13 protein-coding genes are annotated in these 12,679 nt (G+C 52.2%); 9 read left to right on the top strand and 4 right to left on the bottom strand.

The features are described from left to right. The first annotated feature begins 10 nt into the window (after positions 1 to 10). On the top strand, positions 11 to 1,183 hold the full coding sequence (locus tag MUN86_RS23850) for a serine hydrolase domain-containing protein (RefSeq protein ID WP_245126248.1): 1,173 nt from the start codon (positions 11 to 13) through the stop codon (positions 1,181 to 1,183). Between the two features lie 236 nt (positions 1,184 to 1,419). On the opposite strand, the gene MUN86_RS23845 is transcribed toward MUN86_RS23850, so the two are convergent. Continuing rightward, positions 1,420 to 2,451 (bottom strand): LLM class flavin-dependent oxidoreductase, encoded by a 1,032-nt coding sequence (locus MUN86_RS23845; RefSeq protein WP_245126246.1) that lies wholly within the window; start codon positions 2,449 to 2,451, stop codon positions 1,420 to 1,422. Positions 2,452 to 2,549: 98 nt separating this feature from the next. Then, positions 2,550 to 3,131, bottom strand: coding sequence for a TetR/AcrR family transcriptional regulator (locus tag MUN86_RS23840; protein ID WP_245126244.1), 582 nt, complete (start codon positions 3,129 to 3,131; stop codon positions 2,550 to 2,552). A gap of 279 nt (positions 3,132 to 3,410) precedes the next feature. Here MUN86_RS23840 and MUN86_RS23835 point away from each other — a divergent pair, with 279 nt between their 5' ends. Both MUN86_RS23835 and MUN86_RS23830 read left to right on the top strand, forming a co-directional pair. Beyond that, positions 3,411 to 3,626, top strand: coding sequence for a hypothetical protein (locus MUN86_RS23835; RefSeq protein WP_245126242.1), 216 nt, complete (start codon positions 3,411 to 3,413; stop codon positions 3,624 to 3,626). 37 nt (positions 3,627 to 3,663) lie between these two features. After that, positions 3,664 to 4,062 (top strand): hypothetical protein, encoded by a 399-nt coding sequence (locus tag MUN86_RS23830; protein ID WP_245126240.1) that lies wholly within the window; start codon positions 3,664 to 3,666, stop codon positions 4,060 to 4,062. Positions 4,063 to 4,188: 126 nt separating this feature from the next. On the opposite strand, the gene MUN86_RS23825 is transcribed toward MUN86_RS23830, so the two are convergent. Then, positions 4,189 to 7,224 (bottom strand): hybrid sensor histidine kinase/response regulator transcription factor, encoded by a 3,036-nt coding sequence (locus tag MUN86_RS23825; protein WP_245126238.1) that lies wholly within the window; start codon positions 7,222 to 7,224, stop codon positions 4,189 to 4,191. Between the two features lie 428 nt (positions 7,225 to 7,652). On the opposite strand from MUN86_RS23825, the gene MUN86_RS23820 reads away from it, so the two are divergent. The 6 genes from MUN86_RS23820 to MUN86_RS23795 all read left to right on the top strand — a co-directional run bounded on the left by MUN86_RS23820 (position 7,653) and on the right by MUN86_RS23795 (position 11,870). Next, the gene (locus MUN86_RS23820; protein ID WP_245126236.1) at positions 7,653 to 8,024 is read left to right on the top strand and encodes a hypothetical protein; all 372 of its coding nucleotides are present in this window, start codon (positions 7,653 to 7,655) and stop codon (positions 8,022 to 8,024) included. Positions 8,025 to 9,105: 1,081 nt separating this feature from the next. Further along, a complete protein-coding gene (locus MUN86_RS23815) occupies positions 9,106 to 9,618 on the top strand; it encodes a hypothetical protein (RefSeq protein WP_245126234.1) in 513 nt (170 codons plus the stop codon). A gap of 197 nt (positions 9,619 to 9,815) precedes the next feature. Further along, complete coding sequence (locus MUN86_RS23810; protein WP_245126232.1) at positions 9,816 to 10,139, top strand: hypothetical protein; 324 nt, start codon at positions 9,816 to 9,818, stop codon at positions 10,137 to 10,139. Between the two features lie 79 nt (positions 10,140 to 10,218). Further along, positions 10,219 to 10,494 (top strand): hypothetical protein, encoded by a 276-nt coding sequence (locus MUN86_RS23805; RefSeq protein ID WP_245126230.1) that lies wholly within the window; start codon positions 10,219 to 10,221, stop codon positions 10,492 to 10,494. Positions 10,495 to 10,743: 249 nt separating this feature from the next. Continuing rightward, complete coding sequence (locus MUN86_RS23800) at positions 10,744 to 11,367, top strand: SGNH/GDSL hydrolase family protein (RefSeq protein ID WP_245126228.1); 624 nt, start codon at positions 10,744 to 10,746, stop codon at positions 11,365 to 11,367. Beyond that, positions 11,334 to 11,870, top strand: coding sequence for an SGNH/GDSL hydrolase family protein (locus MUN86_RS23795; protein WP_245126226.1), 537 nt, complete (start codon positions 11,334 to 11,336; stop codon positions 11,868 to 11,870). Before MUN86_RS23800 ends, MUN86_RS23795 begins: the two co-directional genes overlap by 34 nt. A 144-nt stretch (positions 11,871 to 12,014) precedes the next feature. Here the strand turns inward: MUN86_RS23795 and MUN86_RS23790 are convergent, their stop codons facing one another. After that, positions 12,015 to 12,593: a BLUF domain-containing protein gene (locus MUN86_RS23790; protein ID WP_245126224.1), complete on the bottom strand. Its 579-nt coding sequence runs from the start codon at positions 12,591 to 12,593 to the stop codon at positions 12,015 to 12,017. Positions 12,594 to 12,679: the final 86 nt, after the last annotated feature.

Genomic DNA, 12,679 nt, shown 5'->3' with positions numbered 1-12,679 from the left:
ACTTTCGTTTATGCGTAGAATCTCTTTCTTCTTACTGCTCTGGTTACCGGCCCTGACGGCCTGTGTGCGCCCGGCTACGCCTTCAACTGATAGCACAGCCAACTCGAACACCTACTTCCCGGCACCGGGTGCAGCTTGGCAGCACCAAGCTCCTGGCCCCGCTGGCTTCGATTCGGTGCGTTTGGCTGAAGCGGTGGCATTTGCTCGCACGCAGGAAACCACTCAGATGACTCCTAACTTCTCTACGCAGGAGGAAATTTTCGGCAAACTGCTGGGCCCAATGCCCACGAGCCGTGCTGCTACCAATGGCCTTATTCTGCGGCATGGATATGTGGTGGCCGAGTGGGGCGAAACCGACCGGCCAGACCCCACCTACAGCGCCGCAAAAAGCTTCCTGTCAACTATCATGGGTTTGTCGGTTGACCGCGGTATGATCAAAGACATCCACGACCCAGTGGCCAAGTACATTCAGGACGGTGGCTACGATTCCGAGCAGAATCGCCTTATTACGTGGGAGCATCACGCGCGGCAAACAAGTGAATGGGAAGGCGAACTATGGGGAAAGAACGCCAACTTCATCGGCCACGAAGCCTTCGGGAAAGGAGAGCGTAAACCGCGCGCCTTGCAAGCGCCGGGCACCTATTACGAGTATAACGACGTGCGCATCAACCGGCTGGCATTATCACTGTTGCGCCTCTGGAAACGTCCGTTGCCAACCGTGCTCAAACAGGAAATTATGGACCCCATTGGTGCGTCATCCACTTGGCAGTGGGTGCCTTACCCCAACGCCGTAGCCACCGTGGAAGGCAAAACCATGCCCTCAGTGAGTGGGGGTACACGCTGGGGCGGCGGACTAATCATTAGTGCTCGCGACGAAGCGCGCTTCGGCTACCTGATGCTGCGGCAAGGACGCTGGGGCCGGCGCCAACTAGTATCGCCTACTTGGATTAAACAAGCTACCACGCGCGGCCCCGTCGGCCCCGACTACGGCTACCTTTGGTGGCTCAACACCGAGCAGAAAGCATGGCCTGATGCCCCCGCCACTAGTTTCGCGGCACTTGGCGCGGGCCAAAATACCATTTGGATTGACCCCGAGCATGACTTGGTTATTGTGTGGCGCTGGCACGACGGCAGCCCAAATGAATTAATCAAGCGCGTTCTAGCCGCTCTGAAATCGAGCTAACAGCTCCTGCCGTTGCTATGCGATTCGCACGAACATCGTGGGCGAATACTCTTGCCTACTGGTATTAACGTGATGAATGCCGCAGCTAGAGTAAATAACTATCGATCAGTAAACAGAGGTGCAAGGCCTTTAAAGGCCAGGAAGACACCAACGAAGTAAGCCCGCTGAAAGCATCTGGAACGCCAACTAAGGCAACAAAAAAGGAGGTCTGCTAGCAGACCTCCTTTTTTGTTGCCTTAGTTGAAAACTAACTGATTAGCTGGTTCAGGCTGCTGTATTTCTTGTAAAGTCTCAGCCAAAAGCTGGTATGAGTGGAGTCGGGCTTCGTGGCTGTAGATGTGCGACACGGCCATAAGCTCATTTAGTTGTGTTTGCTTGATGAAACGCGTCAGGCTTTGCTGGATCGTCGCCTTGCTGCCCACGAAAGACACTCCTAGCATCTGCTCCACGTACTGCTGCTCAGCAGGTTCCCAAAGCGCGCTCATCGACTCTACTGGGGGTTGCAGCAACGCTTTTTTGCCCGTTACCACGCCGAGTGCAAACTGCTGCTGGGTGGTGCGCAGCCACTCGGCCTCCGCATCGGTATCAGCGGCTACCACGTTCACGCAAGCAATGACGTAGGGCGCAGCCAACGATGCAGACGGACGGAAGTTGCTGCGGTATATGGCAATGGCCGATAGCAGTTGCCCGGGCGCGAAATGGCTAGCGAAGGCGTAGGGTAAACCCATGGCCGCCGCTAAGTAGGCGCTATCGGTGCTTGATCCAAGTATGTAAATCGGGATGTCCAATCCTTCGCCTGGGATGGCGCGCACACTGCTAGTGCTGTTGCCGGCCGAGAAGTAGGTTTGTAGTTGCTGGATGTCCCGTGGAAAATCATGGGCGGTTGAAAATCGGCTGCCCCGAATGGCTTGAGCCGTAACCTGATCGGTGCCGGGGGCACGGCCCAAGCCCAAGTCGATGCGGTTTGGGTAAAGGGATGCCAGCGTGCCCAGTTGCTCGGCTACCACAAGCGGGGCGTGGTTCGGCAGCATAATGCCACCCGATCCAACCCGAATGGTAGTAGTTCCTCCCGCTATGTACCCCATTAGTACTGTTGGTGCCGAGCTGGCCACACTAATCATATTGTGGTGTTCCGACAACCAAAAACGACGGTAGCCGAGTTTTTCAGCGTGCTGCGCTAAGCTCAAACTGTTCCGAAACGAGTCGGCTGGCGTGTTGCCTTGTGCAACAGCGGCCAAATCAAGTACGGAATAAGGTATGGAGGACATGGAAGTAGTAGCCATGGAGAAACGTCAATTAGAGTAGCGAGGAAAAGGGTAATGCAATAAGTGTTTTCTGAAACGGTTGTTTCAAAAAAAGACAAAAATCAAGTTCGTAAGCTGGCTTTAAGCAAAGCCGCCATTTTCTTTATCAAGGCAGAATCTTCAGACAGGAGATACGAGTGCCACCAGCCGCAGAAGTTACTGGAAAGGTGGCTAGCTACTACCTCCGGGCGGTCTTGCAATTGAATGTCGCCGGCTTGCTCAGCGGCTGTCAGCAGATTCTGGAGCAGCGCAACAATGCGGGTGTTGGCAGCTCGCAAAACGCGCTGCACTTCCGGGTCGTGAGCAGCCATTTCAAAGCAAGACCTGACGCTCATACAAGCATTTTCCCGTTGTACCGTCATTTCCGCAATGTGGTCAATGAGAAGGTCGAGGACCTGTAGCGCCGAGAGCCCTTGTTGACGGGCCACGGCTTCGTAGTCTATGCGCGATAGCTCGGCGTAGCTACGTAAGCATTCCAGGAACAGCGAATGTTTATCCTGAAAAGAGTTGTACAAGCTACTGCGGTTGATTTGCATCGCATCCACCAAGTCTTGCATAGACGTGGCGTGGTAGCCTTTCTGCCAGAAAACGTGTAACGCCTTCTCAACCTTTTCTTGAGGAATAAATTCTACGTTTCGAGCCATTGCGAGCATAACCCAAATACTGAAACAATTGTTTCAGAATCACGCCATCATTTCAGATTATGGTTAGAAGCGTTGCTCTAAAATAGCCGGAAAACTCAACCGACAAGATTGGTTTTCGGGGCCTTCTAAAGCTAGAAAAGCTACAGGGGTAGCTATAGCGAGCAGCTACTGTATTCACTTGTCGACTCCAGTTCGGTATTGGACCACTGATTCATAGCCTTTGGTCGAACCGCGCGGTTAGGAGGTTGCTGAAACTCTTGAATAAAAGGATATTTACTTATGCAATTCCTTCTTCTTCTCTGGTTAAGTCAGCACCCCGAACTTGTAGGAACCGAGCAAGGAGGCCATCAATTAGTATTGGCAGCTTTAGCACTCACGCACGATACCACGCAAGTACTAACCTCCTACGAGCGCAGCCTACTCGACCGGGTTGGACGCCGGGAGATGACCCTGCCGCATTTGCTGGCTTACCTACAGGAACACGAGCAAGCCTAAACCGGCGGCGCCTGTCGATACAGCCTTATTTCTTTGCATGTCTTTACTCTACTTTGAAATCGCAATGGGGCGCTTCCATGAGCATGCCGATGGCTACGCATGGTTGCGCTACCATCCTGGTCAACGGTCGTTGTCGGATGTGCAAGGGTTTTTAACGCACACGGGGCGGCTGCTTCAGCGCTACGACTGGCACCGGGTGCTCAGCGACCAGCGGTTGTTGTTGCCATTTACAGAAGATGAACGCTTGTTGATCCTCAATTACTGGCAGACACGTCAGGTGGCCTACGGGCCGGTTACGGGTGCAGTGGTACTATCACAAGATGTGTTTACTCGCCTTTCTTTCAGCCAAATCCAGCAGCAAGCAAAAGGGGCGTTGGTGTATCGGGTGTTCGAGGAAGAAGCGGCCGCCATCAATTGGCTTTCTCAAGTGGTGTGAGTTGCCATTGGTAGCATGTGGATAGCACCTGCAAGCAAATGCAAATTGTCGTAGAGTCTGCTCTTCAAGACTCTGATTCACCAACCATTAGATACAAAGGTTAGCCAGCTGCTAGCCTCCAAGGCCTTACGAATTTATTTTCACGTGCCGGGGCGTACTGCTTGGCGCGTAGCCAAAATGGCGCGAAAAGCTGGTAGAAAAGTTAGCAGGGTTGCTGTACCCCACTTGGTACGCGACTTCCGACACGGTAGCTGCGCCATTAGCTAGCAATTCATGAGCTCGCTGCATGCGTATCAGTCGGATAAAGTCGCCGGGCGCTTGGTCGGTGAGGGCCTTGAGCTTGCGATGCAGCTGAGTACGGCTCAAACCAAGCTCATGCCCTAATATCTCAACACTGAAAGTCTCATCATCAAGAAAGCGTTCTATCACTTGCTGTACCTTCGCCAAGAACACCTGTTCCATAGAAGGCGGGCTGGGAGGCAAGTCGATTAAGCTGCGGCGATACGCTTCTTGGAGCTGCTGGCGACTACGCACTAGATTGCGCAACTGGGCTAGTAGTTCTGCGCGTAGAAACGGCTTCGTTAAGTAGGCATCAGCACCTGTATCTAGGCCGTGTAGCTTGCTGGTTAGATCGGCTTTGGCCGTAAGCAAAACGATCGGAATATGACTGGTGCGCTCGTCCTGCTTTAGCGTTCGGCACACCCCATAGCCGTCGAGGCGGGGCATCATAGCATCGGTTAAAATCAAGTCGGGAAGCTGCTCTGTTGCGAGGGCTACGCCAGCAGCCCCATTTTCTGCTTCCAGTAACTGGTAGTCGGCAGCTAAGATGGTACGTAGGTAAGCTCGCATGTCGGCATTGTCTTCAATCAATAGCAGTAGTGGCGCCTGCGGTAGAGCCGTGGCGAGCATGGACCCAGAAGCAGCTAGTTGGGCGTGCTCGACTGCTGGACCCGTAGCGGCTGTTACCGGTACGGTGCTAGTGGCTGCCAGAGGGAGCGGCAGCCGCACCACCACTCGAGTGCCTTGCCCTACCTCACTGGCTAGCGTAATGGTGCCGCCGTGTAGAACCATGAGTTCTTTGCTTAGGGCCAAGCCAATGCCCGTGCCTTCCTGCTCGCGGGTGTCAGTGCTATCAACTTGATAGAACCGGTCGAATACGTGCGGCATGTGAGCTGGCGCGATGCCACAGCCAGTGTCACGAACCATTAGCTCTACCCACATAGAATGCGCGTCTAGTTCCGGCGCGGCTTCCGCCCGTAGCTGTACCGTTACCTCACCACCTTTGGGAGTGAACTTGAAGGCATTGGAAAGCAAATTAATAAGCACTTTTTCCAGCTTATCGGCATCAAACTCTACATATAGTGTGGAAAGGGCAGCCTCGAAACCATAAGTGAGACCACGTTGCTGGGCAAATGACTCGAACGAGCCCACCAGTCCCCGTACAAAACCGACTACCTCGCCGGGCACGAGGTGCAGCACCTGCGGACCAGCTTCGAGCCGGCTCAGGTCCAACAACTGGTTGATGAGGTGCAGCAGACGCTGGGCATTACGATGTATTAGTTCCGCTTGCTGACGAGTGGCTGATTCACGTGTGCCAGCCGTAATTTGCGCAGCCGGACCTAGCATAAGCGTGAGCGGAGTCCGAAATTCGTGGGTGATATTGGTGAAGAAGCGAGTCTTCTCCTGGTCCAAGGTTCGCAGGCGGTCGGCCTGGGCACTGATTTCGTCGCGCTGCGTGGCCAGCGTGTGGTTCTGCTCAATAATTTCCTCGGTGCGGGCTTGCACGGTAGCTTCTAAACGCTCGTTCTGTGCACTCACAAGCTGACGGCGCTCTGCTTCCTGTGCCAGAGTTTGGGCGGAGAGCTGCTCGACTTGCCGCAATTGTACTTCTAAGTCGCGGCGGGTGGCGGCAAAGTCGCGTGCCAAATATATCGACATGCAAATGGGCAGCACCAGCCCGCAAACCTGAATAACGAACTGGTGGGCCGCGTAGTTATAAAAGCCGGCCGTGACGAAAACCGAAGCCAAACTGTCGGCGGAAATCGGAACGAGCATCGAGCCCAACGTGCCTAGCCCTACCAGCCAGATGCCGGGCAGCCCCTGCCGCATGGCCCGGATCAGTACGCGCAGCATGTCGACCCACGCTAGCAAAAACAACGGAACCAGCACCGGCAGGATCTGGCTGCCGTTGACAAATGGGCTCCTCAGCCACATGCCTACTTGCGCGGTGCTCACCAGCAGCTGAAACCCCAGCCATGGCCACGGCAGACGCATGCGGCATACCGAATAGATGAAGGCCAGCAGCAGCACATTGCTCAGTGACATGGTAGCCTGAAACCCGAGCTGGGCCCACCAGCGCGCTTCTTCATCCATAAACGAGGCGCGGAAATACACAGCCAAGCTTGTGGCCGCGGTCACCCCCATGAAAAGACTGAAGTAGAGGTTGGCACGCTGGGGCCGGTAAAACAGAAACAGGAAGAAGTGCAGCAGGGCTAGAACGCCACTGCCGGTAAAGCCAATAAGGTTGAAGGCATCGACCCGGGCGGTGCTTAGGCGGTCAGCCAGTAGGCGCTTAGCCGGAGCCACCCACAACGCCAAGCCGCCGTAAGGTGGGGGCCAGAAATCGAACTTAGCGTAGCGCACAGCCAGTAGGTGTGGGCCGGCCTCATTCAACATAAAAGGTAACATGCTGTATCTCGGATGCATTCCGCGGGTGGTGCTGCCCGAATGGCCTATGGTGCCATAACGGCCTAGCAGGTGACCATCAAGATACACTTCAGAAGCGCCTTCTTGCAGAATGTGCAGCGCCAGTGGTTCCCTGAGTAAAGCTGAATCAAGAGTGAAGCGCAGCCGGAAACAGCCCGTGCCACGCCAACCGGGAGGGCCTTCACCAAATAGAAAGCCGGTACTGGCCAGCAGCCAATTCAAATCGTTGGTGGCCGGGCTGGCCCAGCCTGCTGTATGACCCGGCCGGTAGCGCCACCGCCGAGTACCACCCAGCCGCTGCATAGCATCGGAGTGTACCTGAGCAAAGCTAAGATGCACCAAGGCACTGTCGGGTGAGGCCGAGACGACGGCCGTTTTGGGGTCGGGTTTAGCCAGGCTACTCAACCCGCTGAGCAGGCCACAGCAGATCAGGACAGCAAAGCAGCGAATGTTCATCGGCAGCGGCTCGGTTTAGGCGATACCTGAGAGGTAACGCAGTATAGCGAGAGCCAGCGCTAGCTAAGATGCATAATGTATCTGTCTGACAGTATTGAACTTGCGGTTCGAATCAATGGCAAGTAACGCTTTTTTCAAGCGAATAAAATCGAAAAATGTTGGTGTGTTACATCTGCAAACACTTTTGCAACATCCGCAAAAGTCGATGCCACATTGCCATAGGCTTGCGAAACATACGCAAAGGCAAAACGGGGCGGCCTGCTCTTCCTTTGCAACAGTTGTTACGCTTCCCTCCCTTCACCGCCTGCTGTGCCTTCGATTAGGGAGAGTATCTGGCCTACTACTTCACGAACATATGTGTCTCTAGCTGCTGTGGGCGCTGCCCTTGCTTGTGGCAGTATCTACTCCACTTTTATACCATTCAAGCCATGAAAATTGCTCTCCTTCTCCGTCTGGCTGTAAGCCTTCTTTGCTTTACTACTTCCACAAGCAGCATTGCCCAAACGCCTGCTAAGCCCGCCATGTCTGGCTACTGGAACGCTGAAACCAACCTTAGCACCCGCGACTACACGATCGTGCGCTTCTACAATGGGCAAGACCAACTCGTCTATGAAGAACGCCTCGATAATTTGTGTCTCGACTTAGCTAAAGGTAACGGCCGCTGCCGTCGTACATCCCGCAAGCTCGCTGCCACTCTGCAACTCGTGCTGCGCGAACCTTCGGTGTGCGCATCGGGCACGCTTTTAGCCCAACAGTTCAACTCAACACGCCGGTTGCAGCGAGCTTACGCAATTCGTTGAGTGCGCCCTGATGCGTTAGCCGCTCTACCTCCTTCGTTAGGCACGCGCAGTAGAACTATATTAGATGGTTTATACATAATTGATAATCAAATATTTGTGTAAATACTTATTAGCAGTTAAGAATCTCTCTTATGCTACAGGCAACGTCTGATTACTACCTGCTGCGTCATATACGGCGCCTAAGGTAGTGGTCGGGCGTGGCGATTTACTTTCCATGTATAATTCACTAAGTGTTGAGCTAGTAACACAGAGTCTTACTTGTTATAAACAAGCTCTGATTTCATACTGCTATATCTCGCGAGGGCTCATTTGCCATGTTCTCTAGTTGCGCGAGGACTTGCTCTAGGGTCATTTCGCCGCGAACAAATTGTGCTAATAATGCCTGCTCTTCAAGCGTGGGAGCTAGGCGTGTGCCATGAGTTAGAGTCAATAAGCCAGCAACGAACCGTTGACGGACCGACTCAGAGGCAAGGGTAGAGAGAGGTTGATTCATAATAGGAGGAAAGTCTCAATTTGAATCAAATTTTTCGTACAGACAATTACAATAGGTTAATACTACTATATTCTCGGTTAACACATATCAGCGCTGGCTGAATAATACCATCAGCAAGTTGTAGCTGCTTGGAATCTAAACAGAGCTATAAAATACATTACGAGCGTGTGCTGGCAATTAGTAGAGCACTTATTGCTTATTGAGCTAATAGTGAGATATAAATGTCTAAACAGCTTTCCAGGGCCTTAAATGCCCATTGTGCCTTAGTAGCAGAGCAGCCTTGTTCAACTCTTTTGATACTTGGTACGCACAATAGGCTCAAGTTTTAAGTACGCAAAGGCGTATTTTTTCCTAGCAGGGCGAAGCAATGCATCCTCGATTAAACTAATCTCAGGATCATATAGAAAGGCCTGCTTAAGCAATCCCATTTTTGGAATGCAATCCAGGTTGTGACCTATGAGAAGAATAGTAAGGAACCGTACAAGTAAAAAAATCCTATTTTAGCGCTTCATCAGCAATTTGCAACTGTTGAGTTAAACCAGTTGAGTTTGTATTCTTAACTTATCCAATTCGTTACGTAAGAATTACGTGAAGCCTGATTTATTTCTTCTATTCTCCGTTGTTGGTTTACTAGCTGCTTGTTCACCCGAAACAAAGAATTCATCTCACCCCGCAGCAGTCAAGCCGGAAGCTGCTGTGCTAGCGTTAGATTCGATAAGTGAAAGTGTGAAGGCACCTGCACCAACGGAGTCTACCGAGTTAGCCGCTTCACTGGCACTTCAGCCGGGCGCAGCCACTAAAACAATTTATCAGTTGTTGCAAGGCAAGTGGCGAAGTGCCGGTGATGATCAATATGTGCTTGAACTGAAAGGACACCGCTACCTAGATTATTACGGAGGAAAGCTCAGCGATTCCACAGAGTTCATTCTTGACAAAGCTTGTCCATCTGCACCAGAAGCTGGACACCCCGGTGACAACGAAAGGTACCTGGTCCAACCCAAAGAAGATATGTGCTGGGAGATAGTAGGAGTGGATGAAGAAAGCCTTGAGTTAATTTACACTAGCAGGGGCAACACTCTTTCTTTTAAAAGAATAAGATAGCATAACTGTGCTTGTTCGGCATTGTGCTTAACTGAATCCTCCAGGTGTAGCTATATGCTGGTTGCTGCCACCGTTGCAAAATCTTGTTAATACCCGACTATCTGCTAAACGTAAGATGAGTTCTACAACTGCTCAGTAGTAGCAAAGAGTAGTTGGAAGCTTGAAAGCAAGACTCATTTCTTTCTTCACGGAACTCCATGATGGCAGAAGATAATACCACCGAATTACTGAACCGAATTACCCGCTTGGAGCAACAACTCAAGCGTCAGCGTCGGCTCGGGGTTTTGTCAGGCCTACTGTTGGCAGGAGCTGTTGTAACGAGTTTTGTGGCAGATAAACCTGCCTTTTTGCGGGTGCGAGGTATCACGGTCGTTGATGCGCAGGATAGGCCACGGATTCTGCTTGGTGCTCCACCCGAAACGGCGGGCCGCAACCGAAAAGATGCAGCAACAGCTTCGCTGGTCGTACTTGGGCCGCAGGGGCAGGATCGGGTGATTTTGGGGAAGCACCCAACCCGTTGATAAAAGGCAAAGTCTACCCCGCGTTGCCGGCTCATACGGTATAACCATTCACGACTCTACTGGCCAGGAGCGCGGAGGCATGTCCTTCCTTGATAACGGGCGCGGCGTAATTGCTCTCGACCGGCACAACCAGGATGCAGTAGAAATGATTGTCAACGACAAAACTGGGTTTGCGGGCTTGACGATGAATTATGAAAAACCTTTCGGCCAGTACAAAGAGGCGGTGCGCATTGGCACGAAAGGCACCCAAGTATGGTGGGCCTTATCGGACACCAGTGAGGTAGAGCGGGCCAGTATCTACGTTAAAGATCAGCAGGTGCCCAAGCTAGATCTACAGGCAGCTAAAAGTAAATAGAACTGAGTGGCCCTGAATAACATACTCTGCTTTGCATGAAAGTAAGTTTGTAAGGCTCTCGCTTACTTACTGCAGTTGGTAGGGTAGCTAGATACAGCTCTCTTAGTTGCAAGTGCAGCTTTAATTAATTAAGACAAAAGATTTCCTGAGGTAGCTTTAGGCGTGAGAAGCGGCGCTTGTGTAGCTTACTAGCTCCCTGTGCCAACAGGTGCAAGGTAAGTAGTGCCACCTGTAGCTATTTTAATCTTCGTGAAATCACTACACTTTTCTCCTTCCAAAACTGTCGTCTACCTACTTACGGCGTTCTGTTCGCTTTCTTTAAGCTGTACGTCTTCAGAACTCGCAACAACTGCGGTTGGTGCCTTGCCAGCCACCGCTTTGCAGCCATACGGTCGAACAGTTGTTAACGTCAAGCAGCAATTGGAACTAATCAGTTCGGCCGTTCACTTCGGCTTCAGCTTCGAAGGGACTCAATGTCAGATTTACACGTCCTTGCCCACTAGAGAAGGACACAGCTACCTCCAATACGAGCTCGATGGCGTGTATCAAAAACGGGTACGGGTCAATGGCAATACCAAGGAACCGCTGGTTATTTCGGTTGCTGCTCCGGGCAGGCATACGGTGTGGATGTATAAAGCTACTGAGGCGCATACAGGGCCAATTATTATTGAAAAAGTAGCAGCCCGGAAGGTAAAGGCGCTGCAAAAACCAAAAGCACCTTGGATAGAATTCATTGGCAACAGCATCACATGCGGAGCTGCCGCCGACCCTTCCGAAGTACCTTGTGGCAGTGGTCAATACCCCGATCAACACAACGCCTACATGGCTTATGGTCCCGGGTGGCCCGTGCTCTTAAAACCAACTTTCTGCTAAGCAGTGTCAGCGGCATTGGAATGTACCGCAACTGGAACAGCGACGGACCCACCATGCCCCAAGTGTATGAGCGAGTGGACTTTCGGGAGCAGAATCCGCTGCGTTGGGATTTCACTACTTATGCTCCTTCAGTTGTCAGCATTGCCTTAGGTACCAACGATTTCAGTAACGGCGACGGCAAGAAAGAGCGGCTGCCCTTCGACTCCACCCGTTTTGTGAGCAGCTACGTGCAATTCGTGGCGCTAGTGAAAGCAAAGTACCCTAATGCCCGGATTGCTTTACTCAGTAGCGCCATGCTACACGGCAAACCCCGAACCACCCTGCAAAACTGCTTAACGGTTGTCAAGCAGAAAACTGACGCCGCTTACCCTACTGACAAGCCCGTAGCAGTGCATTTCTTTCAGCCCATGCAGGCCCGCGGATGCAGCGGTCACCCCAACGTGGAAGACCATGCAATTTTGGCCAACGAGTTGACACCTTTCTTCCAGAAATTACTGCCTTAACACCCAGCTTCAGTGGACGTCACTTTGGGCCTTAGTGCACTGAGCCCGACGCACAAAAAGCAGCGGCTAGTTTCACGGCAAGCGTTATTTTCTGGCTTGCGATAGGCAATTCACTATTAAGTAGGAAATGTTGCTTTCAAGCAGCTAGACGTTGCTGCCCGCCACTCTTACGGCTTGCCATAATGCCTGCAAGCATGGATCTTTAAAACATAACTCCCGGACAGGTTGGCGAACTTGTATAGCTCTTATTAGCTGATTGAGGTCAGCGGCAGGCACTTGCCCGAACCCCATGCTCCATTCAGGGAAACAACGCTTTTGCGCAACTCCTTGGTGTAGGAGTTGCACCTGCTTGTGTCGTCGGTCTTGCTTGATAGCGGCAAACAGCTCCTGCACATCGGCTTCAGTTCCTTCTAAGAGCTGAACAAAACGCCCTTCACTGCAAAGTAACAGGCCAGTGATATGGTGTTCAGTATTATAACAACGTGAGCGAAGCAGAATGTCACGCAGCTGGGTTAGCTTAGGCAATGGGGGAGTGGTCTGGCTCTCGTAAACCAGCTGATACAGGCTTGTCTCACGCAAATCGAGGGCTTGCTCATTGATTCGTTCACCATGCTGGTAACTTTTTATCAACAGGTGTTCGGGCACGCTTTGACGTAAGACAGTGCTATCGAGGAGAGTCAGGGCCTGGGTAGAAGACCGATGGTGTAGGAGCAGCAGTTCCATTGCGCCAATTTCGGAGTTGGTACCCTAGCTCACAAGCTCAACATTGGACCTTGCAACTGAAGCGAAAGTCTCCCGGCGGGGAGACT

The organism is Hymenobacter volaticus, assembly GCF_022921055.1.
Lineage (GTDB): Bacteria > Bacteroidota > Bacteroidia > Cytophagales > Hymenobacteraceae > Hymenobacter > Hymenobacter volaticus.
The sequence above is the reverse complement of the archived record's forward strand: the minus strand, read 5'-3'. Positions and strand labels throughout refer to the sequence as shown.

Coding starts and splice junctions, on each gene's coding strand:
- MUN86_RS23790 (WP_245126224.1), bottom strand. CDS start 12,593: ATGGAACTGCTGCTCCTACACCATCGGTCTTCTACCCAGGCCCTGACT.
- MUN86_RS23845 (WP_245126246.1), bottom strand. CDS start 2,451: ATGTCCTCCATACCTTATTCCGTACTTGATTTGGCCGCTGTTGCACAA.
- MUN86_RS23840 (WP_245126244.1), bottom strand. CDS start 3,131: ATGGCTCGAAACGTAGAATTTATTCCTCAAGAAAAGGTTGAGAAGGCG.
- MUN86_RS23825 (WP_245126238.1), bottom strand. CDS start 7,224: ATGAACATTCGCTGCTTTGCTGTCCTGATCTGCTGTGGCCTGCTCAGC.
- MUN86_RS23835 (WP_245126242.1), top strand. CDS start 3,411: ATGCAATTCCTTCTTCTTCTCTGGTTAAGTCAGCACCCCGAACTTGTA.
- MUN86_RS23810 (WP_245126232.1), top strand. CDS start 9,816: ATGATGGCAGAAGATAATACCACCGAATTACTGAACCGAATTACCCGC.
- MUN86_RS23830 (WP_245126240.1), top strand. CDS start 3,664: ATGTCTTTACTCTACTTTGAAATCGCAATGGGGCGCTTCCATGAGCAT.
- MUN86_RS23820 (WP_245126236.1), top strand. CDS start 7,653: ATGAAAATTGCTCTCCTTCTCCGTCTGGCTGTAAGCCTTCTTTGCTTT.
- MUN86_RS23850 (WP_245126248.1), top strand. CDS start 11: ATGCGTAGAATCTCTTTCTTCTTACTGCTCTGGTTACCGGCCCTGACG.
- MUN86_RS23805 (WP_245126230.1), top strand. CDS start 10,219: ATGTCCTTCCTTGATAACGGGCGCGGCGTAATTGCTCTCGACCGGCAC.